This window comes from uncultured Ferrovibrio sp. (genome assembly GCF_937960835.1).
In the GTDB taxonomy this organism is placed as follows: Bacteria; Pseudomonadota; Alphaproteobacteria; order Ferrovibrionales; family Ferrovibrionaceae; genus Ferrovibrio.
Map to the genome: position 1 here is coordinate 55,033 of NZ_CALGPC010000010.1, position 23,965 is coordinate 78,997.

Below are 23,965 nucleotides of genomic sequence, written 5' to 3' on the forward strand. Positions count from 1 at the left end.
CGCTCAACCTCTATAATAGCGGCCTGCCTCTGAGGGGGAGCCGATGGGCGGCTGAGAGGTCCGGATTGGCCGGACGACCCCTCGAACCTGATCCGGTTGATACCGGCGTAGGGATCAGCGGCGTGCATCTCGATCTGGCTTCCATCCAATCGCCCTCCTCGTTTCGCAGCTTTCAGCTCCGCGGCGATGGCTTTTCCTATGGCCGCGGTCAGGTACTGGCGCCGTTCAGCATCGACGTGGCGGTGGGCGAGATCGTCGCCATCCTCGGCCCCAGCGGCAGCGGGAAAAGCACGCTTCTGAAGCTGCTGGCCGGTCTGCTGCCCTCTGCATCCCAGCCGCCGGGCCAGCTACCAAGTCTGGCAGGTCAGATTGCGTGGATGGCCCAGCAGGATCTGCTGCTCCCCTGGCTGTCCATTCGGGAGAACGTACTGCTCGGCGCGCGTCTGCGTGGCGAGGCGGCGGATCGCACGCGGGCAGAAGCACTGCTGGAGCGCCTGGGGCTCGGTGCATGGCAGGACAGCCGGCCGGCCGCACTCTCCGGCGGCATGCGGCAGCGGGCTGCTCTCGCCCGGACCCTGATGGAGGATCATCCGCTGATCCTCATGGACGAGCCCTTTTCAGCCCTAGACCCGGTGACGCGGGAGGATATGCAGGATCTTGCCAGCACCATGCTGGCAGATCGTGCAGTGCTGCTGGTTACCCATGATCCCGCCGAAGCCTGTCATATGGCTGACCGCATATATGTGCTGTCCGGCCGACCAGCATCCCTAAATCTGGTCGCCACGCTCGCTCTGCCTAAACCACGTGATCCGCTTTCCACACCGGTGCTGCCGCATCTGCGCGCGTTGCAGAATGCCCTCCGGGAGGCTCACCCCAGATGATGGCTCGATCCCGGTTCATTCGGTCGCTGATCACCCTGGCGGGGCTGCTCCTCGCCTGGGATCTCGTTGTGCGCCTCCTCGATCTTCCCGCCTATATCCTTCCGCCGCCCCATCGGGTCACAATGACCATTGTCTCTCGCTTCGATCTTCTTTTGTCGGAAGCGGCAGTCACCGTGGCGGAAATGCTGCTCGGGCTGATTTTCGGCGCCTGGCTGGGCGCGGCAGCCGCCCTTGGACTTCTGCTTTCGCCGGGAGCGCGACGGTGGCTGCTGCCCATCATCATTGCCAGTCAGGCCATCCCGGTCTTTGCGCTGGCGCCCTTATTGGTGCTGTGGTTCGGCTATGGGCTGCCGTCCAAGGTGATCATGGCGATGATCATCATCTTCTTTCCCGTGACCGCCACCCTCTACGACGGCCTGCGCCGCACCGAGCCGGGCTGGCTTGACCTCGCTCATGTCATGACCGGCGGTGACAATCGACACCGCTATCGCATCTTGCTGCGCATCCGCCTGATGGCCGCGTTGCCTGCCTTTGCCAGCGGCCTGAAAGTGGCGGCGGCGGTTGCCCCCATCGGCGCCGTCATCGGCGAATGGGTCGGCGCAAGTGCCGGTCTTGGCTTCCTGATGCTGCAGGCGAATGCACGCGTGCAGATCGATCTGATGTTCGCCGCACTGATCGTCTTGGCGATCTGCGCCGTGAGTTTGTATGCCGCTGTCGATGCTTTATCGCGGCGCCTGCTGCCATGGCAGGCGGATACCCAAGCCCTGTCCAATTAGAGGATGAGAGACGCAATGTCGAAACTGATCAACGCCCTCGTCATCGCTGCAATGATTGGTGCGGCCTCCGCAGCGCAGGCCCATGACAAGCTGACGATCATGCTGGACTGGTTTGTCAATCCGGATCATGCGCCGCTGGTGGTGGCCAAGAATGCTGGCATCTTCGATCGCCACGAATTGCTGGTCGATCTCGTGCCACCGGCCGATCCGAACGATCCGCCGAAACTGGTGGCGGCCGGCAAGGCTGATGCGGCGATCTCCTATCAGCCGCAGCTTCATGTTCAGATCGCGCAAGGCTTGCCGTTGCGCCGGATCGGAACCCTTGTGGCGACGCCGCTGAACAGCCTTGTGGTGCTGCGCGACGGTCCGGTTAAAACGATCGGCGACCTGAAGGGCAAGACGATCGGCTATTCGGTTGGCGGCTTCGAGGACGCACTGCTCAAGACGATGCTGGAGCAATATGGCCTGCAGCTCTCGGACGTCAAACTGGTGAATGTGAATTTCGCGCTGTCGCCCTCCATTTTTGCCGGTAAGGTCGATGGCACGATTGGCGCGTTTCGCAATTTCGAACTGAACCAGATGGACATTGCGGGCAAGCCCGGCCGGGCGTTCTACCCTGAGGAATACGGCGTGCCGCTCTATGACGAACTCATCATCGTCGCGCATCAAGACAACCTGAAAGACCAGCGCCTCGTGCGCCTGCTTGATGCGTTGGAAGAGGCTGTGGCTTATCTGCACAATCAGCCAGAGGCGAGCTGGAAGCATTTCATCAAGGGCAACGCGTCATTGGACGATGAGCTCAACAGGCGGGCCTGGAAAGACACCCTGCCTCGTTTCGCCCAATCACCACGCGCGCTCGATAGCCGGCGCTACAGTCGCTTTGCGGATTATCTCGCCAAGCAAGGGCTGATCCCGAAAGCTCTGCCAACGGAGAATTACGCCGTCGAGCTGCGCTGATCGCTCCTTAGATCAGACAACGAGACCAGACAAAAAAAACGCCGGCGCATATCCTGCGCCGGCGTTCAAAAACTGCCGATACGGCGTCGTTTAGTCGACGCGGATTTCAGCGACTTGCGGTCCCTTGGGACCCTGACCGATGCGAACGCGGACCGACTGGCCCGGCTGCAGCTCGTTAATACCTTCGCGGCGCAGCACTTCCATATGCACGAAGATGTCCTGCTGGCCATCGCCGCGGGAGACAAAGCCGTAGCCTTTCACCGCGTTGAACCACTTCACCTTCGCTTCGAAGAAGTCGCCTTGCGCTGTCACTGAGGGAAAACGAGGGCCTCGATCGCCACCGCCGAAACCGCCGCCAAAACCACCGCGATCACCACCGAAACGGGGCGGACGCGGCGGACGCGGGCCGCCCAGGCCGCCCCCCATTCCACCGGGACCCCGGGCTGCCGGTGACGCCGTACTGGTATCGACTGATAGCACCCGAACTGCCTGCATGCCTTTGGGCCGCCGCGCGACCTCTAGCAACAGCGTTGAGCCTTCCTCGATGCTTTCGTAACCGGCCTGCCGCAAGCAGGAAAGATGCAGGAACACGTCACCGGAGTTGTCGTCGGGACTGACGAAACCAAAACCTTTGACGGCGTTGAACCACTTTACCTTACCGGAAACCTGAATGATTTCCGTCTCACCGAAGCCCCCTTGATCCACTCTTTTAATCCTTCAGTAGCCGAACTAGGGCTTTAAGCGTAACACCTTTTCCAGATGCTGCCAAAGCGATTCTAGAGGGGCGTCCGCGGCTTAGCCCGGTCTATGAAAGTTGAGTGAGGGATTAATCAATGCGCCGCTTCGGCCGCCAGCGGGTGACGGAGCGGCCATCGGCGGTAAAGCGGACTTCCTGACTATCCGGCGGCGCAGCACGCAGATGGCCCACGGCTTCAGCAACCGAGGCGGTAGTCCGGTTCGGTGATTTTATCGGCTGACCACGCATGGCTTTGGTCAGAGGATGGACAGATCCGCCCGCATGCTGAGCAATTTTGGCCCGCACCTCTTCTTCGAAAGGCGGCAGGTCGACGCGGGCACGGCTGACGGCAGCCGGCACGCTGGGCTTGACCGTGGCCTTGCTGACATGGCGGTGGTTTTCAACCGCGATTTCGCTGCCCGGACCATTCTCCTGTGCCTTGCGCCAGGCGGGGTCGCCGATGACGAGTTTATGCAGGGCAATGGCCGGCAGAGCGCCAAAGCGCTTCCAAAACCCCTCCAGGAAGGATTCGGCCGTCTCGCTGAGCGTCGGCGTCCACGGATTTTCGATTCCGGCCTGAAACACGAGGTCGAGCGTCGGTTCGATGGGGCCGTCATCGCCCACAAGGAACGTCGCTGGCATCAGCTTGGCGCCGTCCCGCGCAATCGCATAATGGGCCTGGGCAAGGTACAGAAGCCACCGCAGCTTCGGCAAAGACATGGCAATCCGTTCGGACGCCGCCCTCTCCAGCAGCCAGAAGCTGACATCGATACCCGATCTTGTGGCGGGGACCATATTCCCCCATGACCTCGCGTGAAACCTGAAACTGGTTATCGTCAAGCTAGGGGGTTAATCTTAACAGGTCGTGAATCGTTTTTCTCTGTGATTCTGGAGATTTTCCATGGAACTGACCGGCGAACAGCTTATTCCCGCTTCGCGTGACAAGGTCTGGGCGGCGCTAAACGACCCCGAGATCCTTCGCCAGTGCATCGCCGGCTGCGAGTCCGTGACCAAGAATTCGGATACGGACTTTGAGGCCGTCGTCCAGGTCAAGGTCGGCCCGGTCAAGGCCAAGTTCAAGGGCAAGGTCGCGCTTACCGATCTTGATCCACCGAATAGCTGCACCATCAGCGGCGAAGCCCAGGGTGGCGTTGCGGCAGGCTTCGGCAAGGGCAACGCCAAGGTCCAGCTTACCGACGCTGAGGCTGGCGCCACCCGTCTCACCTATGCTGTACATGCCCAGGTCGGCGGCAAACTGGCTCAGATTGGCGCCCGACTGATCGACGGCGTCGCCGCGAAAATGGCTGAGGATTTCTTCGCCAAGTTCAACACCATCGTTGGCGAGCTGCCAGCACCGCAGTCGGCAGAAGCAGCCCCGGCCGCTGCCGAAGCGCCCCCAGCCGAACCGCAACCCGCTGGTGCCACTCAGCCAGAGATGCTTTCGGCCACGCCGCCGTCACAGCTTCCCTCGGTATCCAAAGGAATACCGAGTTGGCTATGGATCATTGCGCTCATCATCATCGTGGGCGCAGTAACGTTCCTGGTGCTGCGTAGCTGACCTTGCCGAAATGATTCTTGACGCCTTTCACAGGTTTCGCCCACTCTGTTGTCTGGTAAGGCGCGTGCAACGCCCTGCTCTGCGCTCTTAGGGAGGAAAGATATGACCATTTCCGTGACGATGACCGTCAACGGCCAGTCTGTTACGCGCGAAGTCGAGCCGCGCACTCTTCTGGTCCAGTTCCTCAGAGAACATCTCGGCCTGACCGGTACCCATATTGGCTGCGATACCAGCCAGTGCGGCGCCTGCGTCGTCCATGTGGACGGCCGCAGCGTGAAGTCCTGCACCATCCTCGCAGCCCAGGCGCAGGGCGCGAATGTCACCACGATCGAAGGTCTGGCCGCCAACGGCCAGCTGCATCCGATGCAAGAAGCCTTCCGTGAGCACCATGCGCTACAATGCGGCTTCTGCACGCCGGGCATGATCATGAGCGCCATCGACCTGGTGCAGCGCAATCCAAACCCCAGCGAAGAAACCGTCCGTCACGAGCTGGAGGGTAACCTCTGCCGCTGCACGGGCTACCACAACATTGTCAAGGCCGTGATGGCCGGGGCGCAAGCAATGCGGGGGTAACGCCATGACAAACCAGGCCGCCAATCAGGGTATTGGACAAGCTGTCCGCCGCAAGGAGGACTTCCGCTTTCTCACGGGCCAGGGTCATTACACCGACGATATCAACCGCCCCGGCCAGCTTTATGCCGCTTTCCTGCGTTCGCCGCACGCTTTCGCCAAGATCAAGTCCATCGATACGACCGCTGCCAGCAAGAAGCCGGGCGTGGTCGCCATCTATACCGGCAAGGACGTCGCGGCCGACAAGGTCGGCGGCCTGATCTGTGGCTGGACAGTCAAGGACAAGAAGGGCGAACCGCACAAGGCGCCGCGCCACGACATCATCGCTGTCGAATATGTCCGCCATGTCGGCGATCAGGTCGCGGTGGTGATCGCAGATACTGTCGCCCACGCCAAAGACGCCGTTGAAGCCATTCAGGTGGACTACGAGGTTCTGAAGCCAGTGGTGGACGTGCGTGAGGCGGTGAAGCCGGGTGCGCCGCAGGTGCATCCAGATGTGCCGGGCAATCTCTGCTACGACTGGGAATTCGGCGACAAGGCCGCTACCGAGAAGGCTTTCGCCAGCGCGGCCCACATCACCAAACTCGAACTGGTCAACAACCGCCTCTCGCCCAACCCGATGGAGCCCCGTAGCGCTATCGGCGAATACGATCCCGGCACCGATACCACCACGGTCTACACGACCTCGCAAAACCCGCATGTGCTGCGGCTGATCCTGTGCGCCTTCGTCTTCGGTCTGCCCGAGCACAAAGTGCGCGTGATCGCGCCGGATGTCGGCGGTGGTTTCGGCTCCAAGATCTTCAACTATCCGGAAGAAACGGTCTGCGTCTGGGCCGCCCGCAAGCTGAAGAAGCCGATCAAATGGACCTCGGACCGCACCGAGGCCTTCCTGACCGACGCCCATGGCCGCGACCATGTCACCCATGCGGAGCTGGCGCTGGACAAGGACGGCAAGTTCCTCGGCCTACGCGTCGATACGATGGCCAATATGGGCGCGTATCTGTCCACCTTCGCCTCTGCAGTGCCGACCTATCTCTACGCACTGCTGCTCGCCGGCCAATACACGACGCCGGCGATCTATGCCGAAGTGAAGGCCATCTTCACCAACACCACGCCGGTCGACGCCTATCGTGGCGCAGGCCGTCCGGAGGCCACCTATGTGGTCGAGCGTCTGGTGGAAGCCGCTGCGCGTGAGATGAACATCGATCCGGCCGAAATCCGCCGGCGCAACTTCATTCCGCCGACCGCTTTCCCGTATCAGACGCCGGTCGCTTGCGTGTACGATTCAGGCAATTACGCCAAGGCACTGGACGAAGCCTGCAGGCTGGCCGATTACGCCAACTTCCCCAAGCGCAAGGCGGAAGCTGCCCGCAAGGGCAAGCTGCGCGGCATTGGCCTGTGCGCCTATATTGAAGCCTGCGGCCTCGCGCCATCCAGCGTGGTCGGCTCGCTCGGTGCAGGCGTCGGTCTGTGGGAGTCGGCGCAGATTCGCTTTAACGCGACCGGCACGGTCTTCGTCTATACCGGTGCGCATAGCCATGGCCAGGGCCATGAGACCACCTTTGCCCAGATCGTTTCCGACAAGCTTGGCGTGCCGCTCGAGAATATCGAGGTCGTGCACGGCGATACCGCGCAGGTCCCGATGGGCATGGGCACCTATGGTTCCCGCTCGCTGGCGGTCGGCGGCTCCGCCATCGTCCGTGCGGCCGACAAGATCATAGAGAAGGGCAAGAAGATCGCGGCCCATCTGATGGAAGCCTCGGTCGACGACGTGACCTATGACAAAGGCGTCTTCTCGATCAAAGGCACCGACAAGCAGGTGCCGATGGCCCAAGTCGCCTTCACGGCTTACGTTCCGCACAACTATCCGCCCGATCTTGAACCCGGCCTGGAAGCCAGCGCCTTCTACGATCCGTCCAACTTCACCTTCCCCGCCGGCGTGCATATCGCCGAGGTCGAGATCGACAGCGACACCGGCGTGACCACCATCGTCAACTGGGTGGCAGTCGACGATTTCGGCAAGGTGATCAACCCGATGATCGTCGAAGGCCAGGTGCATGGCGGCATTGCGCAGGGTATCGGCCAGGCCCTGCTGGAAGGTGTGGTCTACGATCAGGAAAGCGGCCAGTTGCTCACCGCCTCCTTCCTCGATTACTGCATGCCGCGGGCGGACAACCTGCCCTCCTACAAGATCGGCATGATTGAGACCCCCTGCCCGCATAATCCGCTGGGCGTCAAGGGCTGCGGCGAAGCCGGAGCCATTGCCGCGCCGGCAGCGCTGATGAATGCCATTACTGATGCCTTGGGCACCGAAAAGATCGACATGCCGGCGACGCCGCTGAAGGTCTGGCAAGTGATCCAAAGCCACAATTTTGCCGCTGCGGCAGAATAAGAAAGACGGAGATCAGCCCCATGTATGCGTTCAACTATCACCGCCCGTCTTCACTGGACGACGCAGCCAAGCTGCTGAGCAGCGCCTCGGACGGCAAATTCCTCGCCGGCGGCCAGACCCTGCTGCCGACGCTGAAGCAGCGTCTGGCTTCGCCTTCCGATGTGATCGACCTGACCGGTATTCCCCAGCTGAGCGGGATCACCGTCTCGGGCAGCGCGGTCACCATTGGCGCCACCACCCGCCATGCGGCGGTGGCGGCTTCGGCCGAGGTCAAGAAGGCGATCCCGGCCCTGGCCAAGCTTGCATCCGGCATCGGCGATCCCCAGGTGCGGAATATGGGCACGCTGGGCGGCTCGATTGCCAATAACGACCCGGCGGCCGATTACCCCGCTGCTGTTCTCGGGCTTTGCGCGACCGTCCATACCAACAAGCGCACCATCGCTGCTGACGATTTCTTCACAGGCATGTTTGAGACCGCCCTGGAAGAAGGCGAGATCGTCACCAAGGTGGAGTTTCCGATCCCGAAGCGGGCCGGCTACGTCAAATTCCCCAACCCGGCCTCGCGCTATGTAATGGTTGGCGCCTTTGTGGCGGAAACCGCCGACGGAATCCGTGTCGCGATCAACGGCGCTGGCCCCTGCGTCTTCCGCCACACGGAAATGGAAGCCGCCTTGGCGAAGAACTTCTCGCCCGATGCGCTGAAGGGCATCAGGACCGATCCGGCCGGGATGAACAACGACATCCATGCCAGCGCCGAGTATCGCGCCCATCTTGTTGGCGTCATGGCCCGGCGTGCGGTCGAAGCCGCGCTTGGCTGACGCAAACGATCCAAATGTGAGAACGGCGCGCCCTGATAAAGGCGCGCCGTTTTGCTTTACGACTTACCCTTGGGCGGCAGGCTTGTGAGATAGGCGTATAACGCGCCGATCTCGGTGTCATTCAGCTCCCGTAGGGACTCGAACGGCATGACCTGGATTTCCGATCCATCCGGCCGCCGGCCGCTACGCAGCATCGCGGCAAACATCCCGGCATCGCGATAAGCCTGCATGCCACCACCTGGCACGGATGTGAGATTTGCGGCCGGTGGCCAATCCGGCGGGCCGCCTGGGACTTTGCCGCCAGTCAGATCGAGGCCATGGCAGCCCTGGCACATATTCGCGACATAGGCGCCATTGGCCAAAATATCGTCTGCCGGCGCCGGCTTTGCGGGCGGAAGGCTGTGGTCGATCTTCTCGGCGGCATCCCGCACGATCCCGGCCGCGTAGGCGAACCGCACCGGCGAAGGTAACTGCACGATGCGGCCATCGCCCGGCTGCGGAGGCAAGCCGCGCATATAGGCGATCATCGCCCCCAGATCAGCATCCGTCATTCGCGCATAGTCTTCGCTGGGCATCACCATCAAGGGCCTGAGATCGGGTGCAATGCCATGCCGGATGCTGCGCACCCAATCGGTTACGCTGTAATCCGCCACCGCGCCCTGGGATGTAATATTGGGCCCACGCACCACCAGGTCGCCATTGTCGATGAGCGTCCGCCCCAGGCCATCCTTGCCATGGCAATCGGTGCAGCCGCGCGATTCATAGAGATATTTTCCGCGCGCCAGCGCCGCCTCGTCTTGCGGAATGGCCACGGCCGCCGGACTGATCTCAATCCTGCGGTTCATTTTGTGGTCGCTGCCGAAATGGGCGAATGCCACAAGTCCCGCCAGGACGGCAGCCAACCCGCCGCCCGTCCATAAGGCGGCCTTCGCGACGCGGCGCATGTCAGGCCGCTCCACCCAAGATGCAATATCCGGACTTCCTATTGGCCATCATGCTTTCCTCTCCGTTTACGGATGCTTAGGATATTTATGAGATATCTCTCATATTTGAGAGATGTCTCAATATGAGAGGAGCCTCATTTTGTCAAACAAAAAACAGCCGCCTACCAAACGCGACAGAACCCGGCGGCAACTCCTTGATGCCGCTGCGAAAGTGTTTGCGGCCCGTGGTGTCGATGCAGCCAGTATCCAGGAAATAGCGGCTATGGCCGGTGTCGCCAACGGCACCTTCTACAATTACTTCGCTACAAAAGAAGCAATTCTCGAGGCCGCCGCCGTCCATTATGGGGTCAGCCTGTGCCAGCGCATCGATGCCAGTTGCGTGCAGGTTGAAGATGGCGCCGAACGCATGTCTATTGGCGGCAGAAATTACATGTTGCTGGCTATCGAGCAGCCGGATCTGGCCCGTTTCCTGATGTCGGTGGCTGTTGCCTCGCCGATCTGGGACGAACAGATCCGCCCCTATATCACCCGCGATCTTCTACTGGGGATCAAGCAGCAGCGTTTTCACGTCGCCAGCAAGGACGCGGCGATGACAATGATCATGGGCACCAACATGGCCGCGATCCGCAGCATCCTGGCCGGCAAAGCCGGGCGCAGCCATGTTGTTGCCGTGTCGGCGACGATCCTTCGTGGCTTAGGCATGTCGCCTAAAGAGGCCGATGAAGTGGCGCGTCGGCCGCTGCCCCCCCTGCCGCCCGCTAGCGAAGCGTGATCGGCTTCCCATGCGGCGTTGCGCGCGCCGCGCGGTCCCAGGCAGCCGCGGTTTCACCCAGCATGTCGGCAGTGGCGGCCCCCTTCTCGACCACCAGCCGTTCCAGCGCATTCAGCCAATGCCGGTAATAAGTCTCGCCGGTATCGGGATCGCCGGCGGCCTGCGCCCGCTTGATCTCTTCGCTCAGCACCTGCGCCCATTCAGGCCAGTTAAACAGGCCCTTCTGGTGCAGCGCAACAGCCATGGCAAAGGCCTGCGCTTCCCAGGGCGCGCGGAAGACCGGCCCCTCAGCATCGCAAGGCAGATCCGGAAGGAGGGAACGATCCGGCATGCTCATGCCACAGGCTCCAGATAGCTTTCCCAGGCGTCGACGGAGACCGATAGTGTCGGATCGGCGGCCTCGCCCCACAATTCCGTCCCTTTAAACCGCACCGTATAGAGCCATTGCGGCTGCTCGCCCTGCCCCAGGGCGTTGCTGTCGGGAAAGACATGCGCGCCGTGGACAAGCTCAATGACACCCTCGTGGCCCCTCACGTAGCGCGGCAGTCTTGTATGGCTGGTGGGATGCATGTTCTTGGCGCGGACACGATCGCCGACTTTGAAACGCGCCGCGGTATTCGTCTCGCGCTCCGTCGGCCCGCCTTTGGCTAGTACCGTCGCCACGGCATCGACGTTGAGGATGCGCGGCAAGGGTTTCGGCGGCTGCAGTGAGCGGCCGGTCTCGATTTCCTCCGGCGTGACCAGCCCGCGCTCGGTCATCAGCTTTTCTAGACCTGCCAGCCAGATTCCGTAGTAGCTCTTGGAGAGATATTCTGGCGGCGGCAGGCTCTCGCGCGCCGACCGCGACATATCGAGATTCCACTGGCCGGTCGCACCCATCGCCAAGGTCAGGGCAAAGACACGGCGCTCCCACTCGGCATGGAATTTCGGCTCATCCTCTCCTTCGGGGCATACAGGGCCAAAGCCCATCATGCCGCCCATATCGGCCGCGCCATTCATCGCGCCACCTCCGCTGGCTGGCGGGGCAATCCGGTGCCGATCATGCTGTCGCGGGTCACCAGCTTGGCCAGATCCTCTTCGCTCCAGCCCTCGGTGCCATCAGGCCGTTCGGGCAATACCAGATAGCGAACTTCGGCGGTGGAATCCCAGACCTTGATCTGCTTGCCGGCCGGCAACTCGATGCCGAAATCCTTCAGCACGCCGCGCGGATCGATCACAGCGCGGGAGCGATACGGCGCCGACTTGTACCAGACCGGTGGCAGCCCCAGCACCGGCCAAGGATAGCAGGAGCATAACGTGCAGACGACCATGTTATGAACGGTCGACGTATTCTCCACCGCCACCATATGTTCGCCCTGCCGGCCGACATAGCCGAGCGACGCAATTGCCGCAGTCGCATCCTTCAGCAGCCAGTCGCGATAGGCAGGATCGGACCAGGCTTTAGCTACCACCCGGGCGCCGTTATGCGGACCGACCCTTGTCTCGTAGGTCTCGATCAGCGCATCGAGGGCTGCGGGATCGACATAGCCCTTTTCAACCAGCACGGTCTCCAAGGCGCGGACGCGCAGTTCGACCTCCGAGAGGATGGTCCCCTCGCCATGCTCATGGTCGTGATGGTGCTGATCGTGATGATGATTATGATCGTGGCTCATGGACGTTTCCTGTTACTTGCTGGGACTATAGCAGGAAATCTCTCGGCGATGAAAAGCTGTATCCCGTTCCCAGGCACCTAACTTCCTTCGTCGCCCCGAACGCCTAGCCGCTGGCGGCGGCGGTCTTGGGTAATACCATCGAGGCCCGCAAACCGGGCTGATTGTCACTCAATGCCAGTCTTCCGCCATGCAGGCGGACCACCGCTTCGACCAGGCTCAAGCCCAGGCCGGCGCCACTGCTGCCACGGCTGGCATCGCCGCGATAGAAGCGTTTCGTCACCTGATCGCGTTCGCTTTCCGCTATGCCCGGCCCGCTATCGGCGACGGCGATTACGATGCCTTGATCGGTCGCATTTGCCGACAGCGCGATCCGGCCGCCGCTTGGCGTGTATTTCACGGCGTTGTCCACCAGGTTTCCCACGGCCTGGGCCAGAAGGAACGGATCGCCATCCACCTGCAGATCCGGCGCCAGATCGATCGACAGGGCGATGTCCTTCGCCTCCGCCGTCGGGCCATAAAGCTCGGCGATATCCTGGGCCAAGGCCGCAACATCGACCTTCGTAAAGCCCGCACGCCGCAAGCCTGCATCGACTTCGGCCAGACGCAGCAAGGCATTGAAGATGCCGATCAGGCGATCGATATCGCCGATCGCCTCGCCCAGTTCATCCAGCATTTTCTCGTCATGAGCGCGTGTGCGCAGCAGCCCTTCAAGACGCGCCCGTAGCTCGGTCAGCGGCGTTCTCAAGTCATGGGCAATCGCATTCGAGACATTCCGAACGCCTTCGATCAGCTGCTGAATCTGGTCCAGCATGGCATTAATCGTCCGTGCCAGATGATCGAACTCGTCATTGGCGTCGCGTAAGGGCATGCGCCGTCCGAGATCGCCCTGCACGATGGCATTGGCGGTGCGGTTGATGGTCTCGATGCGCCGCAGCACCGTCCGGCGCAGCAGCAATCCGCTTAAGATGGCAAAGGCCACGGCCACGAGTACGGCCCAGGCCAGACTGCGCAGGAACAGTGCCCGCATTGCCACGCGGTCCTGTACATCGCGGCCGACCAGAAGCTGGAAGTTGCCCGGCAGGACCACATGCAAAAAGCGCGTAGCATGCAGCCTGTTCTGATATACCAGATCGATCTCGTACCAGCCGGGAGTGCGGCCGATTTTCCCGGGCCAGGCATCGACATTGCCAGCCAATGGCTTGAGGAATGGATCTGTCAGAAGATAGATCGCCTTCCTGTCGACATCTGCAATCACGCGTTCGTTGACCGTCTGGATCGCGCCGGGCAATCCGAAATCCCGCAAACGGTCGCCGATGGCGCGGATATCGGCGGTGATCACCGCGTCGGTTTCACGGTCGAGATAGCCGGTCGTATTCCACCAGACCAGACCAAGCAGCAGCACCGACGACACCACGAACAGGATCGCATAACCCAGCGCCAGCCGCAGTGAGGTCGAGCGCAGCAGCTTAATCATCGGCCGACAAGCGATAGCCGGCGCCGCGCACCGTATGCAGCAGCGGCCGGTCGAAACCTGCATCGATCTTCTGGCGCAGATTGCTGATATGAACGTCGATCACGTTGGTCTGGGGATCGAAATGGTAATCCCAGACATTCTCCAGCAGCATGGTGCGAGTTACCACCTGGTTGGCATGCCGCATCAGGTATTCCAACAGCTTGTATTCACGCGGCTTGAGCTGGATTACCTGGCCGCTGCGCGTCACCCGGCGCGACAGCAGATCCATGTGCAGATCGCCGACACGCAGCGAAGTCTGCGGCGCGTCGCCGCTCTGCCCGCGGCGCACCAGGGCATGCAGCCGCGCTTCCAGCTCGCCAAAAGCGAAGGGTTTGGTGAGGTAATCGTCGCCCCCTGCCTTCAGGCCGCGGATGCGCTCATCGACATCCGACAGCGCGCTCAGGATCAGGATCGGGGTGCGGTTGCCGGTCTTGCGCAGCGCCTCGATGATTCCCAGCCCATCCACGCCACCGGGCAGCATGCGGTCGAGAATCACGGCGTCATAGGATTCCGAACTGGCGAGGAACAGCCCGTCGCGGCCGTTATCGACGTGGTCGACCACATGGCCGGCCTCGGTAAGGCCCTTACGGACGAATTGGCTGACTTTCGGATTGTCTTCGACCAGCAGGACCTTCATGCGTCACCATAGAGGCCGGGGCGGCTGTCGCCGCCCCGGTTGCTGTCAGGCAAGAGACAGGGCTAGATAATAAGGCGTGCCGTTGCGCATCACCAGCAGCGGAACCGCCTCCTTCTTGACCTGGCGTGCGGTGCGGATCTTCTCCGCCACTTGCTCGGGCGTGGAGACGCTGTCGTCGCCGACCCGCAGGATGACATCGCCCTGACGCACGCCGCTGCGTTCGGCATTGCTGTCGCGGGTGACGTCGGCCACTACCACACCCTTGGTGTTGCCCTCGATCCCCAGCCGGCTGCGCAGCTCCGGCGTCAGCGGCGCGAGCGCAAGACCGACCTTTTCGTCACCCGTCGGATCCTCCGCCGAAGCGGTCTGCTCGGCTGGCTGCTTGCCGATCGTCACCGTGATCACGCGTTCGCGTCCATCCCGCCAGATGGTCAGCTTGGCGCGCTCGCCCGCCCTCACATTTGCCACTGCGGTGGCAAGATCGCGCGGCTTCTCGATGATCTTGCCGTCGATGCCGATGATCACGTCGCCCTGCTTGATGCCGGCCTTCTCAGCGGGCGAGTCAGGCTGCACGACGCTGACGATCACGCCGTTGCTGTCGCTGCGCCCCACGGCCTTGGCGAGCGTTTCGGTCATCGGCTGCATATGTACGCCGAGCCAGCCGCGTTCTACCTTGCCGCTTTCCTGTAGCTGGGCCACCACCTGCGCTGCGAGATTCGAAGGCACGGCAAAGCCGATACCGACATTGCCGCCGCTGGGCGTGTAGATCGCCGTGGCGATGCCGATCACATTGCCGTACTGATCGAACACCGGACCGCCGGAATTGCCGGGATTGATCGGCGCATCGATCTGAAGGAAGTCATCATAGGGCCCGGCATTGATGTCGCGGCCGCGGGCCGAGAGAATGCCCGCCGAAACGCTGCCGCCAAGCCCGAAGGGATTGCCGACCGCCACGACCCAGTCGCCGATGCGGGCTTTGTCGGAATTGCCGAACACCACATGCGGCAGCAGCTTCTTCGCCTCGATCTTCAGAAGCGCCAGATCGGTCTTCGGATCGCGCCCCTTCACGGTGGCGGGATAGCTGCTGCCGTCATCCAGCGTGACCTCGATTTTGCCGGCGCCTTCGACGACATGGTTGTTGGTCACGATCAGGCCGCTCGGATCGATCAGGAAGCCCGAGCCCAGCGCATGCCGCGGCGTGCGGCGCTGCTGATCGAAAAACGGCTTGAAGAACTCCTCGAAGGGCGAGCCCGGCGGGAAATTCGGTAGGCGCTGCCGGGTGCTGGGATCGACCTTCTCGGTGGTGGCGATGTTGACCACCGCAGGCTTTACCCGCTCGACCAGATCGCCGAAGCCGGGATGCAGGGCCTGCACCGCCGGAGCCTGCGGCTGGATGGTCTGCGGCGTGACGGTCTGGCCCAGCTGGGCCCGGGCGGCGATGAAGCCGCCCCCGCCGGCGACAATGGTGCTGGCCAGCAGCAGCGCGACGACGGCGCGTTTGCCGCGGCCGGATTTGCGAGGGGTTACGTCGTTCATCGGGACAGCTCCTGTGCTCGAAATTCGTGAGCACAAGATAGGGACGCAACTTTTCGCCCGACCTGAAGGCCGAATTAAAAATCTTTAATCAAACCACCCGCAGATAGCCCATCATCCCGGTCTCCTGGTGTTCGATGATGTGGCAGTGGAACATCCAGTCGCCCGGCTCGCCCGCGACGAAGGCGATCCGCAGCCGCTCCTTCGGCCGCACCAGAACGGTATCGGCCCAATGCACCGGCACGTCGCGTTCGCTGGAGCCCAGCACGCGGAAGGTCTGGCCGTGCAGATGCATGGGATGCTGATGCGGCGTGCCGTTGAACAGCTCGACAATATAGCTCTCGCCGCTTTTCAGCCCGGCCAGCGGCGGCGGCTTGCGGTCATGCGCCGCGCCCGGCCAAGCCTGACGGTTGATCGACCAGAAGACCTTCTGCGTCAGGCAGATCTCGTCGGCGGTGGCGCCCATCTCCTTGGCCCAGGCCTCCAGCGCCGGATCGGCATGGCCGGCCAGCAGCGAGAATTCTAGCTTTGTCGCCGCCTTCAGGTCCGGCACCGGCAATTCCGCCGGCGGCAGGCGCAAGCTGGCCCTGGTGCTGCGCAGGCCTTGGCCCGCTGTGACGATTTTGGCGAGCGGCCGCGGCTTGCTACTGAAGACATCCTCCAGCACGAGTTCCGCGCCGGCTTTCTCGGGCGCGACGAAGCCGACATCGGCGCGCATGGCCGGACCGAGCCGCCAGGCATTCAGCGGGAACGGATCGCAGGCATTGCCATCGGTGGCGATCACCACGGCCCGCACGCCGCTCAGGCTGAGCTGCGGGATGCGGGTGGAATCGAGATTGAGGATACGCAGCCGCACGCGGGCGCCGGGCGGCACGGTAAGCACCGGCACCGCCTGGCCGTTGGCGGTGCGCAGGCGGCCGAAACTGCCAGCTTTCGCCGCGCCCGCATCGGTGAGAAAATCCTCGAAGCTGCCGTCATGCTTCACGCGCCAGTCCTTCAGCGCGATGACATGCTCGACATCGAACAGGCCCTGGTCGCGCGGGTCCTCCACGATCAGCACGCCGGCAAGGCCGCGGCCCAGAGCTTCGACCGTGTTACAATGCGGATGGAAGAAGAAGGTGCCGGGATCGGGCGGTGAGAAGCTGTAGGTAAAGCTTTCTCCCGGCTTGACCGGGGCTTGCGTGAAATACGGCACGCCATCCATCGCATAGGGCACGCGCAGCCCATGCCAGTGGATCGTGCTGTGCTCCTTCAGCTCGTTTCTGAAGACCGCCTTGAACGGCCGGCCGCGCTGGGTGCGCAGCACGATGGGAAGCGTGTCGTTCTTGCCGTCGTCGTAGAGCCACAGAGTGGACGGGCCGACCGCGCCCGGCAGGGTCTTCGGCACCTCGCGGGCGGTGAGCGTGACGCCGCCCTCTTCCGCTGCCAGAAGACGGCCCGGCAGAATCACGCTGGGAAGAATCGCAGCGGCCAGACCGGACGTACTGGCTTGGAGACTGGCCTGAAGAAAGGTACGACGAGAAAGACGCATCACGACCTCAATCGAAACGCCGAATCACGGCGCAACTCAAAATCCGGGCGGGCTGGTCGTGACAGGCTCAGATCGGGCATGGCCCGGGTCGGGGCTTAGGGGTAAGTGGCGGAGGGGAAGGGATTCGAACCCTCGATACAGGTTTACCCTGTATAACGGTTTAGCAAACCGCCGCCTTCAGCCACTCGGCCACCCCTCCGCACGCGAGTGGGTATTTACACGGCGTATGCGGGGCCCCTTCTAAGGGGCTGGGGAGGCCCTGTCAACGATCATCCCTGGCTTATGCCGACCGCCTCCTTGCCGCCGGTCCAATCCAGCAATTCCCGGTAACTCAAGGGAAAAACCGCATGCGGATGCCCGGCCGCGGCATGCAGGGTTTCGAACCGCTTCAGGCTGGCATCGACCGCGATGGGAAGCCTTTCCAGATGCCCCAGCGGCGAGACGCCGCCAATGGCAAAACCGGTCGCCTGGCGGACCAGATCGGCATCGGCGCGCTTCGGCGTGCCGCCCAGGCCGAGCGCCTGGCCCAGAGCCGCCAGATCGCATTGCCGGTCGCCCGCCACCAGCGCCATCACCGGCTTGCCCTCATGGGCAAAGACCAGCGATTTGACGATGGCGCCGACCGGGCAGCCCAGCGCATCGGCCGCCTGCTGCGCCGTGCGGGCGGAATCCGACAGCACAATGACGCGGTCGCCCGCGCCGAGATTGCGCAGGGCCTCGCGCACGCGGCGCACCGAGGGATGTTCCAGGATGGGATCGGCAGTCGCGCTCATGACGTCCCTCTTCTCACGCGCGCCGCTTTACGGCACCTCGAAACCGCGCTGCACGGCCGGGCGCGCCTTGATCGCCTCGAACCAGCGCTGCACGTTCGGATACTGCGCCAGATCGATGCCCTGCCAGTCGTGGCGGAACACCCAAGGAAAGGTCGCGATATCGGCGATGGTGTATTCGTTCGCGGCGAGATATTCGCTTTTGCCCAAACGCTCGTTCATCACGCCGTAGAGCCGCGCAACTTCAGTGTCGAAGCGCTTGAGCGCGTAAGGCACCTGCTCCTTGGCGGTGCGGCGGAAGTGATGCGACTGGCCGAAATTCGGGCCGATGCCGCTCATCTGGAACATCAGCCACTGGATGGTGATCATCCGCGCGGTCGGGTCCTTGGGCAGGAATTTGCCGGTCTTCTCGGCGAGATAGATCAGGATCGCGCCCGACTCCCACAGCGTGAACGGCTTGGCATAACCGGCCAGCGGATCGTGATCGACGATGGCCGGAATCTTGCCGTTCGGATTCACTTTCAGGAAATCCGGATCGAACTGCTCGTTCTTGGTGATGTCGATGGGGAAAACCTGATACGGCAGCCCGGTCTCCTCCAGCATGATGGAGATTTTGCGGCCATTCGAGGTACCCCAAACATAAAGATCGATCACGGAAGACTCCTTTATCGTTATCGGTTTCCACGTCACGTCATGCCACGCCTTGGGCGTGGCGGGATGAATGTGATGAGCGGGCGGACATCACACCCTTTTCACAAAATGGAAGCTGACGATCGTGTAGCGCTGGCGGTGATAGAAGCGGTGTGCGTCCACGCGATGGGTGCCGCTGTCGAGATCGACCACCTTTCGGCCTTCGGATTTCGCCAGAGCCTCAACCCAGTCCAGCATGATGGCGCCATAGCCTTTCGAGCGCACACTGCTCAAGGTGGCGAGATCGTCGACATAGATCAGCGGGCCATGCACCAGGCGCTCCTGCCGGCGGAAGCCGATGCAGGCGACCGGCTTGCCCGCCTCTTCCACATAGCCGAGCTGAAAGCCTTCCTTCTGCTGGCGCTTCACACGGGCGACGAGTTCGGCGGCATCCTTCAGATGCGGGCGCAGTTCGTGGATCACCGGAAAGCAGGCGGCGATCTTCTCATCGGTATCAGCGATCTGAACGGAGGGCTTGGTCATGCGTTTCTCAGTTTTTTGCCTATTCGGATGAAGACCCGCGGGTCACTTTGTTTACTGCCGGGCTGGCCTTCGCCGGACCCGGTGGCCCGAGGGTGACGCTTTGGCCCTTCCGCCATGCTCGGGACTTGGCCCGAGCATGACGACTGGGTGTGCTCCCTATCCCTTCACCACGGCGGCGGTCTGGCCGAAGAGCACTTTCTTGGCTTCCTCGGTCATCACCGGCACGCCCTGGTTCACGGCCTTGCCCTTCTCATAGGCGACCTTCGTCGCAGGCCGCGCCCAGATGCTGTCGAACCAGCGCTTGAGGTTCGGGAAATCCTCCAGCTTCTGGCCCTGGCGCTCGTAAGGCACGATCCATGGGTAGCACATCATGTCGGCGATCGTGTATTCGTCGCCGCAGATGAAGGCGCGGCCTTCCAGGCGCTTGTTCAGCACGCCGTAGAGGCGGTTGGTTTCGTTGACATAGCGATTGATCGCGTAAGGGATCTTCTCGGGCGCGTATTGCGAAAAGTGATGGTTCTGGCCGCACATCGGACCAAGACCGCCCATCTGCCACATCATCCATTCGGTGCAGGCGACCCGGCCGCGCAGATCCTGCGGAATGAACTTCTTATACTTGTCGGCCAGATAGAGCAGGATCGCGCCGGACTCGAACACGCTGATCGGCGCGCCGCCATCGGCGGGCGCATGATCGACAATGGCCGGCATGCGGTTGTTTGGAGCGATCTTCAGGAAATCGGGATTGAACTGCTCGCCTTTGGAGATGTTGACCGGCTTGATCGTGTAGGGAATGCCGGCTTCTTCGAGGAACAGGGTGATCTTGTGGCCGTTGGGGGTCGGCCAGTAATAGAGATCGATCATCGCGCGAGACTCCGAGTTTTGACAGCAACAGGATGGGACATCGAAACCTAGGCGGCAAGGCGCAGAGCCACCGCATGCCGGGCCGATGATGGGTCGAATTAGAGCCGGAACAAAGGCTTATCAAGCGGGCCTGCCTTGCCGCCTGCGCTTAGTTGCGAGCCGATTGCAGCCAATTCGAGCCAATTGCATGCCAGGTGCGGGCAAGCGGCAGCCAAGAGCGGCACGATTGCCGGCCAGTGCGATGCCAAGTCCGCGCCAAGGCCACGCCCGTTTTCGCCCGCTTCTTTCATATGTCCACCCGCCTCTCGGCGGCCTCGTCCTTGACGGCAAAAAGCTTCTGCGTCTGATAGTTGACGGGCCTCTCGCCTACGCACCTCTCGGCCCCAATAGAATAATCCCGCTGCCGATCAAGCAGATCGCGGCGCCGGTGAGATCCCAGCGGTCGGGCATGCGGTGCTCAATCATCCAAAGCCAGAACAGCGAGGCCACGATGTAGAGACCGCCATAGGCCGCATAGGCCCGGCCTGCGGCGGCGGCTTCGGCCAAGGTGAGCAGATAGGCGAACAGCGCGAGCGAGGCCATGCCGGGCAGCAGCCACCAGGCCGATTTATCGAGCCGCAGCCAGGCCCAGAAGGAAAAGCAGCCGGCGATCTCGGCCAGAGCCGCGGCGGCGTATACGAGATAGGTCTTCATCGCTCGGCCTCTGCGCTGCCTTCTGTTTTGCTCTTCTGGCCTGCCCTGCTCTTCTGGTCTGCCCCGCTCTTCTTCAGCGTTGCTCTCTTTCTTCAGCCCTGCTGCTGCAGGAAATCGAGCAAACGCTGCGCCGTTTCCTTCGGGAACTGGTCGATAAAGAAATGGCCGCCGGGCAGCGAGGCGGCGGTGACATTCGTGCAGCGCTTTTTCCATTCGGCGGCGAGGTCGAACATCTTCGCCATCGCGCCATTGGCTCCGTAGAAGACCAGCACCGGGCATTCCACCTTCTTCCCGATATCGGCGGCGTCGTGCTCCAGATCGATGCTGGCGGCTGCGCGGTAGTCCGAGCATGAGCCGTGGATCATCGCCGGGTCGCGCCAGCAGCGGCGATACTCGGCCAGCAGCTCCGGATCGAAATCGCTAAGCGCAGATGAGCCCCAGCCGACGAGGCAGGTCTGGTAGAAGAAATCCGGGTCCCTGCCGATGATCGTTTCGGGGAACGGCTCGGGCTGGGCGAGGAAGAACCAGTGCCAGTAGGCCTGCGCCACCGCGCGGTTGAGGTCCATGTACATCGCATAAGTCGGCACGATGTCCATTACGGTGAGCGACTGCACGGCCTCGGGGTAATCGAGCGTGAGGCGATGCGCCGTGCGGCCGCCGCGGTCATGGCCGATCAGATGGAAATGCGGAAAGCCGAGCTGGCGCATCAGGCCGACCTGATCGGCGGCCAGCGCGCGGAAGGCGTAGTTGGACTTGTCAGGCGCGCAATGCGGCTTGGCCGAATCGCCGTAGCCGCGCAGATCGGCGCAGACCACGGTGTAGCGTTGCGCCAGAACCGGCGCGACACGCGCCCACATGGCGAGGTTTTGCGGAAAGCCATGCAGCAGCAGAACCGGCGGACCGGAGCCGCCGATCACGGCGTTGATCTCGATGCCATCCACCGTGACCGTTTTGCGCGTGAAACCCTCGAACAAGGCCATGTCTTCCCTCTTCCCTAGCAATCGTTCCGCTGGCTTGCGTTCCGATCATAGCCGCAGCACCGATACAAAGGGAACAGAGCGCGGCGCCGTGAATTGCTGGGACGATGTGGAGAAACGGCGGAGGGTTTCCATGAATACGCGTGTCTTTGCGCTGGTCTACGGCATCGTCTTTCTGGCGGTGGGCATTGCCGGCTTCATCCCGGGCATCACCCAGCCGGGCGGCCCCTCGCCGGAAGGCTCGCCGCCGGTGCATGACGTGCATCTGCTGCTCGGGATCTTCCCGGTGAACGCGGCGCATAATCTGGTGCATGTGCTGTTTGGCCTTGGCGGCCTGATCGCGTCGCGCGACCTACGGCTGTCCTGGTTCTATGCCTGCATCACCGGCGCGGTCTATCTGATCCTGTTCTTCATGGGGCTGGCTTCGGGCCTGAAGACAATGTTCGGCATGGCGCCGCTCTACGGCGCCGATGTGTGGCTGCATCTCGTGCTGGCGGTAATCGCCATCGCCTTCGCCGTCACCGGACGCGGCAAGCAGCGCCAGCCGCTGCCGCCCGATGCGACGCGGTGAAGGCCTGATTTAGAACCGCGTCGGCACCCCGAACAGAATGGTATGGCGGTCGTAATCGTAGAGCGCGAGGTTGGAATGGTTGCGCGTATGGGCATATTGCGCGCGTTATGCCCACCCCATTCGCTGACGCGAGGCTGCCTCAAATTTTTGATCCGGCGATTCAGGCCGGAAGGGGCTGGCGAGTGATCAGGCGGCCGGCGCTTTCGCCGGTGACGCCCTTGCCGCCCACATAGGACGACACGCCGTTGACCCAGACTTCCAGGATGCCCTTGGCCGGCGTCTTCGGCGCGGCGAAGGTGGCGGTGTCGATCACCGTATCCGGGTCGAACAAAACCAGGTCGGCGAAGGCCCCCTCCTTCAGCACGCCGCGGTCGGCCATGCCGAAGACGCTGGCGGTCAGGCCGGTCATCTTGTGCACGGCGGCTTCCAGGCTGATCAGGCCGAGATCGCGGGCGTAATGGCCCAGCACGCGCGGGAAGGTTCCCCACAGGCGCGGATGCGGCATGTCGTTGGACGGGATGCCGTCGGAGCCGATCATGCTGCGCGGATGCGCGACGATGCGGCTGACATCGGCTTCGTCCATCATGAAATAGATCGCGCCGGCGGGCAGCAGGCGCTGGGCGGCCGTGCGGATGTCGGTGCCCCATTCCTTGGCGATGTCGGAGAGCATGCGGCCGGCCATCTCCGGATGCGGTACGGAGGTGGCGATCTGCACCGGCATGTCGTCGCGCAGGCGGTCGACCAGCAAAGCGGTCGAGCTGGCGGTGTAAGGATAGACGTCGAAATTCACCGTCTGCTTCTGCATCGCCTTCTCGATATAGGCGAGCGTTTCGGTGGAGCGGCCGAAATTCTCCGGCATGGTGCATTTGTGGTGGCTGATCACCACGGCCGAGCCGGTTTCGCGGCCGATCTTCAGCGTTTCTTCGATACTGTCGATGACACCATCGGCCTCGTCGCGCATATGCGTCACATACAGGCCGCCGTAATCGCGCAGGGCTTCGGCCACGGCGATCACCTCATCGGTCGGCGCATGGCGCGAGGGCGGATACCACAGGCCGGTGGAGAAGCCCGACGCGCCTTCCTTCAGCGCCTCGGCCAGCCGCGTCTTCATGCGCTCGGCTTCCTTGTCGGTGGCCGGGCGGTCGAGATCGAAATCCATCGCCTCGCAACGCAGCACCATATGGCCGATCAGCGCATAGGTGTTCACCGCAGGCGGCGTCTTGCGGAGCTGCTCGGCATAGGCGGCGAAGCTTTCGTACTGCCAGACATCGGCATCGCCGACCAGATCGAGCGGCGCGGGCGGACGGCGGTTCATCTTCACCGGCGCGAGGCTGATGCCGCAATTGCCGATCACCACCGTGGTCACGCCCTGAGACAGTTTCGGGACCACGCATTCCGGGCCGCAGAGCACCACGGTGTCGTCATGCGTATGAGCGTCGATGAAGCCCGGCGCCAGCGCCTTGCCCTGGGCGTCGATCTCGCGGTCGGCAGAAGCCGCCGAGAGATCCCCCATCGCCACAATGCGGTCGCCGTTGACGCCGAGATCGCCCTTCCGCGGCAGCGCGCCGGTGCCGTCGATCAGGGTCGCATTGCGGATCAGAAGGTCGAAACGCTGGGCCATTTTTTAGTCCTCTAAATCGTCCGTGCCCC

General features: G+C 62.7%; 26 protein-coding genes, 1 tRNA gene and 1 riboswitch. Of the genes, 9 read left to right on the forward strand and 18 right to left on the reverse strand.

All coding sequences use genetic code 11. From position 1 onward, the window contains the following. The first annotated feature begins 23 nt into the window (after window positions 1-23). A riboswitch (TPP riboswitch) is annotated at window positions 24-131 on the forward strand. The 3 genes from Q0603_RS10300 (at window position 123) to Q0603_RS10310 (ending at window position 2,614) form a co-directional block, all read left to right on the forward strand. Then, the gene (locus tag Q0603_RS10300; RefSeq protein ID WP_298725285.1) at window positions 123-881 is read left to right on the forward strand and encodes an ABC transporter ATP-binding protein; all 759 of its coding nucleotides are present in this window, start codon (window positions 123-125) and stop codon (window positions 879-881) included. Its footprint overlaps the riboswitch before it by 9 nt. Further along, window positions 878-1,657, forward strand: coding sequence for an ABC transporter permease (locus Q0603_RS10305; RefSeq protein WP_366132496.1), 780 nt, complete (start codon window positions 878-880; stop codon window positions 1,655-1,657). Before Q0603_RS10300 ends, Q0603_RS10305 begins: the two co-directional genes overlap by 4 nt. 15 nt (window positions 1,658-1,672) lie before the next feature. Beyond that, on the forward strand, window positions 1,673-2,614 hold the full coding sequence (locus Q0603_RS10310; RefSeq protein WP_298725287.1) for an ABC transporter substrate-binding protein: 942 nt from the start codon (window positions 1,673-1,675) through the stop codon (window positions 2,612-2,614). Window positions 2,615-2,704: 90 nt separating this feature from the next. Here the strand turns inward: Q0603_RS10310 and Q0603_RS10315 are convergent, their stop codons facing one another. Both Q0603_RS10315 and Q0603_RS10320 read right to left on the reverse strand, forming a co-directional pair. Further along, entirely contained in the window at window positions 2,705-3,319 is a 615-nt protein-coding gene (locus Q0603_RS10315; RefSeq protein ID WP_298725289.1) for a cold-shock protein, read from the reverse strand. A 121-nt stretch (window positions 3,320-3,440) separates the two neighbouring features. Continuing rightward, window positions 3,441-4,190, reverse strand: a complete 750-nt coding sequence (locus Q0603_RS10320; protein ID WP_298725291.1) for a hypothetical protein — start codon at window positions 4,188-4,190, stop codon at window positions 3,441-3,443. Window positions 4,191-4,251: 61 nt separating this feature from the next. Here Q0603_RS10320 and Q0603_RS10325 point away from each other — a divergent pair, with 61 nt between their 5' ends. The 4 genes from Q0603_RS10325 (at window position 4,252) to Q0603_RS10340 (ending at window position 8,688) form a co-directional block, all read left to right on the forward strand. Then, a complete protein-coding gene (locus Q0603_RS10325; RefSeq protein WP_298725293.1) occupies window positions 4,252-4,908 on the forward strand; it encodes a carbon monoxide dehydrogenase subunit G in 657 nt (218 codons plus the stop codon). Window positions 4,909-5,010: 102 nt separating this feature from the next. Continuing rightward, window positions 5,011-5,481, forward strand: a complete 471-nt coding sequence (locus tag Q0603_RS10330) for a (2Fe-2S)-binding protein (protein ID WP_298725295.1) — start codon at window positions 5,011-5,013, stop codon at window positions 5,479-5,481. A 4-nt stretch (window positions 5,482-5,485) separates the two neighbouring features. After that, a complete protein-coding gene (locus Q0603_RS10335; RefSeq protein ID WP_298725297.1) occupies window positions 5,486-7,870 on the forward strand; it encodes a xanthine dehydrogenase family protein molybdopterin-binding subunit in 2,385 nt (794 codons plus the stop codon). 20 nt (window positions 7,871-7,890) lie between these two features. Beyond that, a complete protein-coding gene (locus Q0603_RS10340) occupies window positions 7,891-8,688 on the forward strand; it encodes a xanthine dehydrogenase family protein subunit M (protein ID WP_298725299.1) in 798 nt (265 codons plus the stop codon). 56 nt (window positions 8,689-8,744) lie between these two features. Here the strand turns inward: Q0603_RS10340 and Q0603_RS10345 are convergent, their stop codons facing one another. Continuing rightward, a complete protein-coding gene (locus Q0603_RS10345) occupies window positions 8,745-9,632 on the reverse strand; it encodes a c-type cytochrome (protein WP_298725301.1) in 888 nt (295 codons plus the stop codon). 139 nt (window positions 9,633-9,771) lie between these two features. Here Q0603_RS10345 and Q0603_RS10350 point away from each other — a divergent pair, with 139 nt between their 5' ends. Beyond that, window positions 9,772-10,404 (forward strand): TetR/AcrR family transcriptional regulator, encoded by a 633-nt coding sequence (locus tag Q0603_RS10350; protein WP_298725304.1) that lies wholly within the window; start codon window positions 9,772-9,774, stop codon window positions 10,402-10,404. Here the strand turns inward: Q0603_RS10350 and Q0603_RS10355 are convergent. The 14 genes from Q0603_RS10355 to Q0603_RS10420 all read right to left on the reverse strand — a co-directional run bounded on the left by Q0603_RS10355 (window position 10,391) and on the right by Q0603_RS10420 (window position 21,747). After that, the gene (locus Q0603_RS10355; RefSeq protein ID WP_298725306.1) at window positions 10,391-10,741 is read right to left on the reverse strand and encodes a nitrile hydratase accessory protein; all 351 of its coding nucleotides are present in this window, start codon (window positions 10,739-10,741) and stop codon (window positions 10,391-10,393) included. The two genes, Q0603_RS10350 and Q0603_RS10355, sit on opposite strands and share 14 nt — an antisense overlap. Further along, window positions 10,738-11,403 carry a nitrile hydratase subunit beta gene (nthB, locus tag Q0603_RS10360; RefSeq protein WP_298725308.1) on the reverse strand — a complete coding sequence of 222 codons (666 nt, stop codon included), beginning with the start codon at window positions 11,401-11,403 and terminating at the stop codon, window positions 10,738-10,740. Before nthB ends, Q0603_RS10355 begins: the two co-directional genes overlap by 4 nt. Then, window positions 11,400-12,056 carry a nitrile hydratase subunit alpha gene (gene nthA / locus Q0603_RS10365; RefSeq protein ID WP_298725310.1) on the reverse strand — a complete coding sequence of 219 codons (657 nt, stop codon included), beginning with the start codon at window positions 12,054-12,056 and terminating at the stop codon, window positions 11,400-11,402. The genes nthB and nthA overlap by 4 nt, the downstream gene beginning before the upstream one ends. A gap of 103 nt (window positions 12,057-12,159) precedes the next feature. Beyond that, window positions 12,160-13,530: a HAMP domain-containing sensor histidine kinase gene (locus tag Q0603_RS10370; protein ID WP_298725312.1), complete on the reverse strand. Its 1,371-nt coding sequence runs from the start codon at window positions 13,528-13,530 to the stop codon at window positions 12,160-12,162. Then, complete coding sequence (locus Q0603_RS10375) at window positions 13,523-14,206, reverse strand: response regulator transcription factor (protein WP_298725315.1); 684 nt, start codon at window positions 14,204-14,206, stop codon at window positions 13,523-13,525. The genes Q0603_RS10370 and Q0603_RS10375 overlap by 8 nt, the downstream gene beginning before the upstream one ends. Window positions 14,207-14,251: 45 nt before the next feature. Further along, window positions 14,252-15,742, reverse strand: a complete 1,491-nt coding sequence (locus Q0603_RS10380; protein WP_298725317.1) for a DegQ family serine endoprotease — start codon at window positions 15,740-15,742, stop codon at window positions 14,252-14,254. Between the two features lie 88 nt (window positions 15,743-15,830). Continuing rightward, on the reverse strand, window positions 15,831-17,270 hold the full coding sequence (locus Q0603_RS10385; protein ID WP_298725319.1) for a multicopper oxidase family protein: 1,440 nt from the start codon (window positions 17,268-17,270) through the stop codon (window positions 15,831-15,833). A gap of 106 nt (window positions 17,271-17,376) precedes the next feature. Beyond that, a tRNA-Ser gene (locus Q0603_RS10390) sits at window positions 17,377-17,469 on the reverse strand. A gap of 70 nt (window positions 17,470-17,539) precedes the next feature. Continuing rightward, the gene (locus tag Q0603_RS10395; RefSeq protein WP_298725321.1) at window positions 17,540-18,043 is read right to left on the reverse strand and encodes a YbaK/EbsC family protein; all 504 of its coding nucleotides are present in this window, start codon (window positions 18,041-18,043) and stop codon (window positions 17,540-17,542) included. Window positions 18,044-18,070: 27 nt separating this feature from the next. Then, complete coding sequence (locus Q0603_RS10400; RefSeq protein WP_298725323.1) at window positions 18,071-18,694, reverse strand: glutathione binding-like protein; 624 nt, start codon at window positions 18,692-18,694, stop codon at window positions 18,071-18,073. Between the two features lie 87 nt (window positions 18,695-18,781). Then, window positions 18,782-19,213 (reverse strand): GNAT family N-acetyltransferase, encoded by a 432-nt coding sequence (locus tag Q0603_RS10405; RefSeq protein WP_298725325.1) that lies wholly within the window; start codon window positions 19,211-19,213, stop codon window positions 18,782-18,784. 156 nt (window positions 19,214-19,369) lie between these two features. Further along, a complete protein-coding gene (locus tag Q0603_RS10410; protein ID WP_298725327.1) occupies window positions 19,370-20,074 on the reverse strand; it encodes a glutathione binding-like protein in 705 nt (234 codons plus the stop codon). Window positions 20,075-20,440: 366 nt separating this feature from the next. Next, window positions 20,441-20,767, reverse strand: a complete 327-nt coding sequence (locus Q0603_RS10415; RefSeq protein WP_298725329.1) for a YnfA family protein — start codon at window positions 20,765-20,767, stop codon at window positions 20,441-20,443. Window positions 20,768-20,859: 92 nt separating this feature from the next. After that, window positions 20,860-21,747, reverse strand: coding sequence for an alpha/beta hydrolase (locus Q0603_RS10420; protein WP_298725331.1), 888 nt, complete (start codon window positions 21,745-21,747; stop codon window positions 20,860-20,862). A 130-nt stretch (window positions 21,748-21,877) separates the two neighbouring features. Between Q0603_RS10420 and Q0603_RS10425 the strand changes: the two genes are divergently transcribed. Further along, window positions 21,878-22,315: a DUF4383 domain-containing protein gene (locus Q0603_RS10425; RefSeq protein ID WP_298725333.1), complete on the forward strand. Its 438-nt coding sequence runs from the start codon at window positions 21,878-21,880 to the stop codon at window positions 22,313-22,315. A 160-nt stretch (window positions 22,316-22,475) separates the two neighbouring features. Here the strand turns inward: Q0603_RS10425 and Q0603_RS10430 are convergent, their stop codons facing one another. After that, the gene (locus tag Q0603_RS10430; protein WP_298725335.1) at window positions 22,476-23,936 is read right to left on the reverse strand and encodes a D-aminoacylase; all 1,461 of its coding nucleotides are present in this window, start codon (window positions 23,934-23,936) and stop codon (window positions 22,476-22,478) included. Window positions 23,937-23,965: the final 29 nt, after the last annotated feature.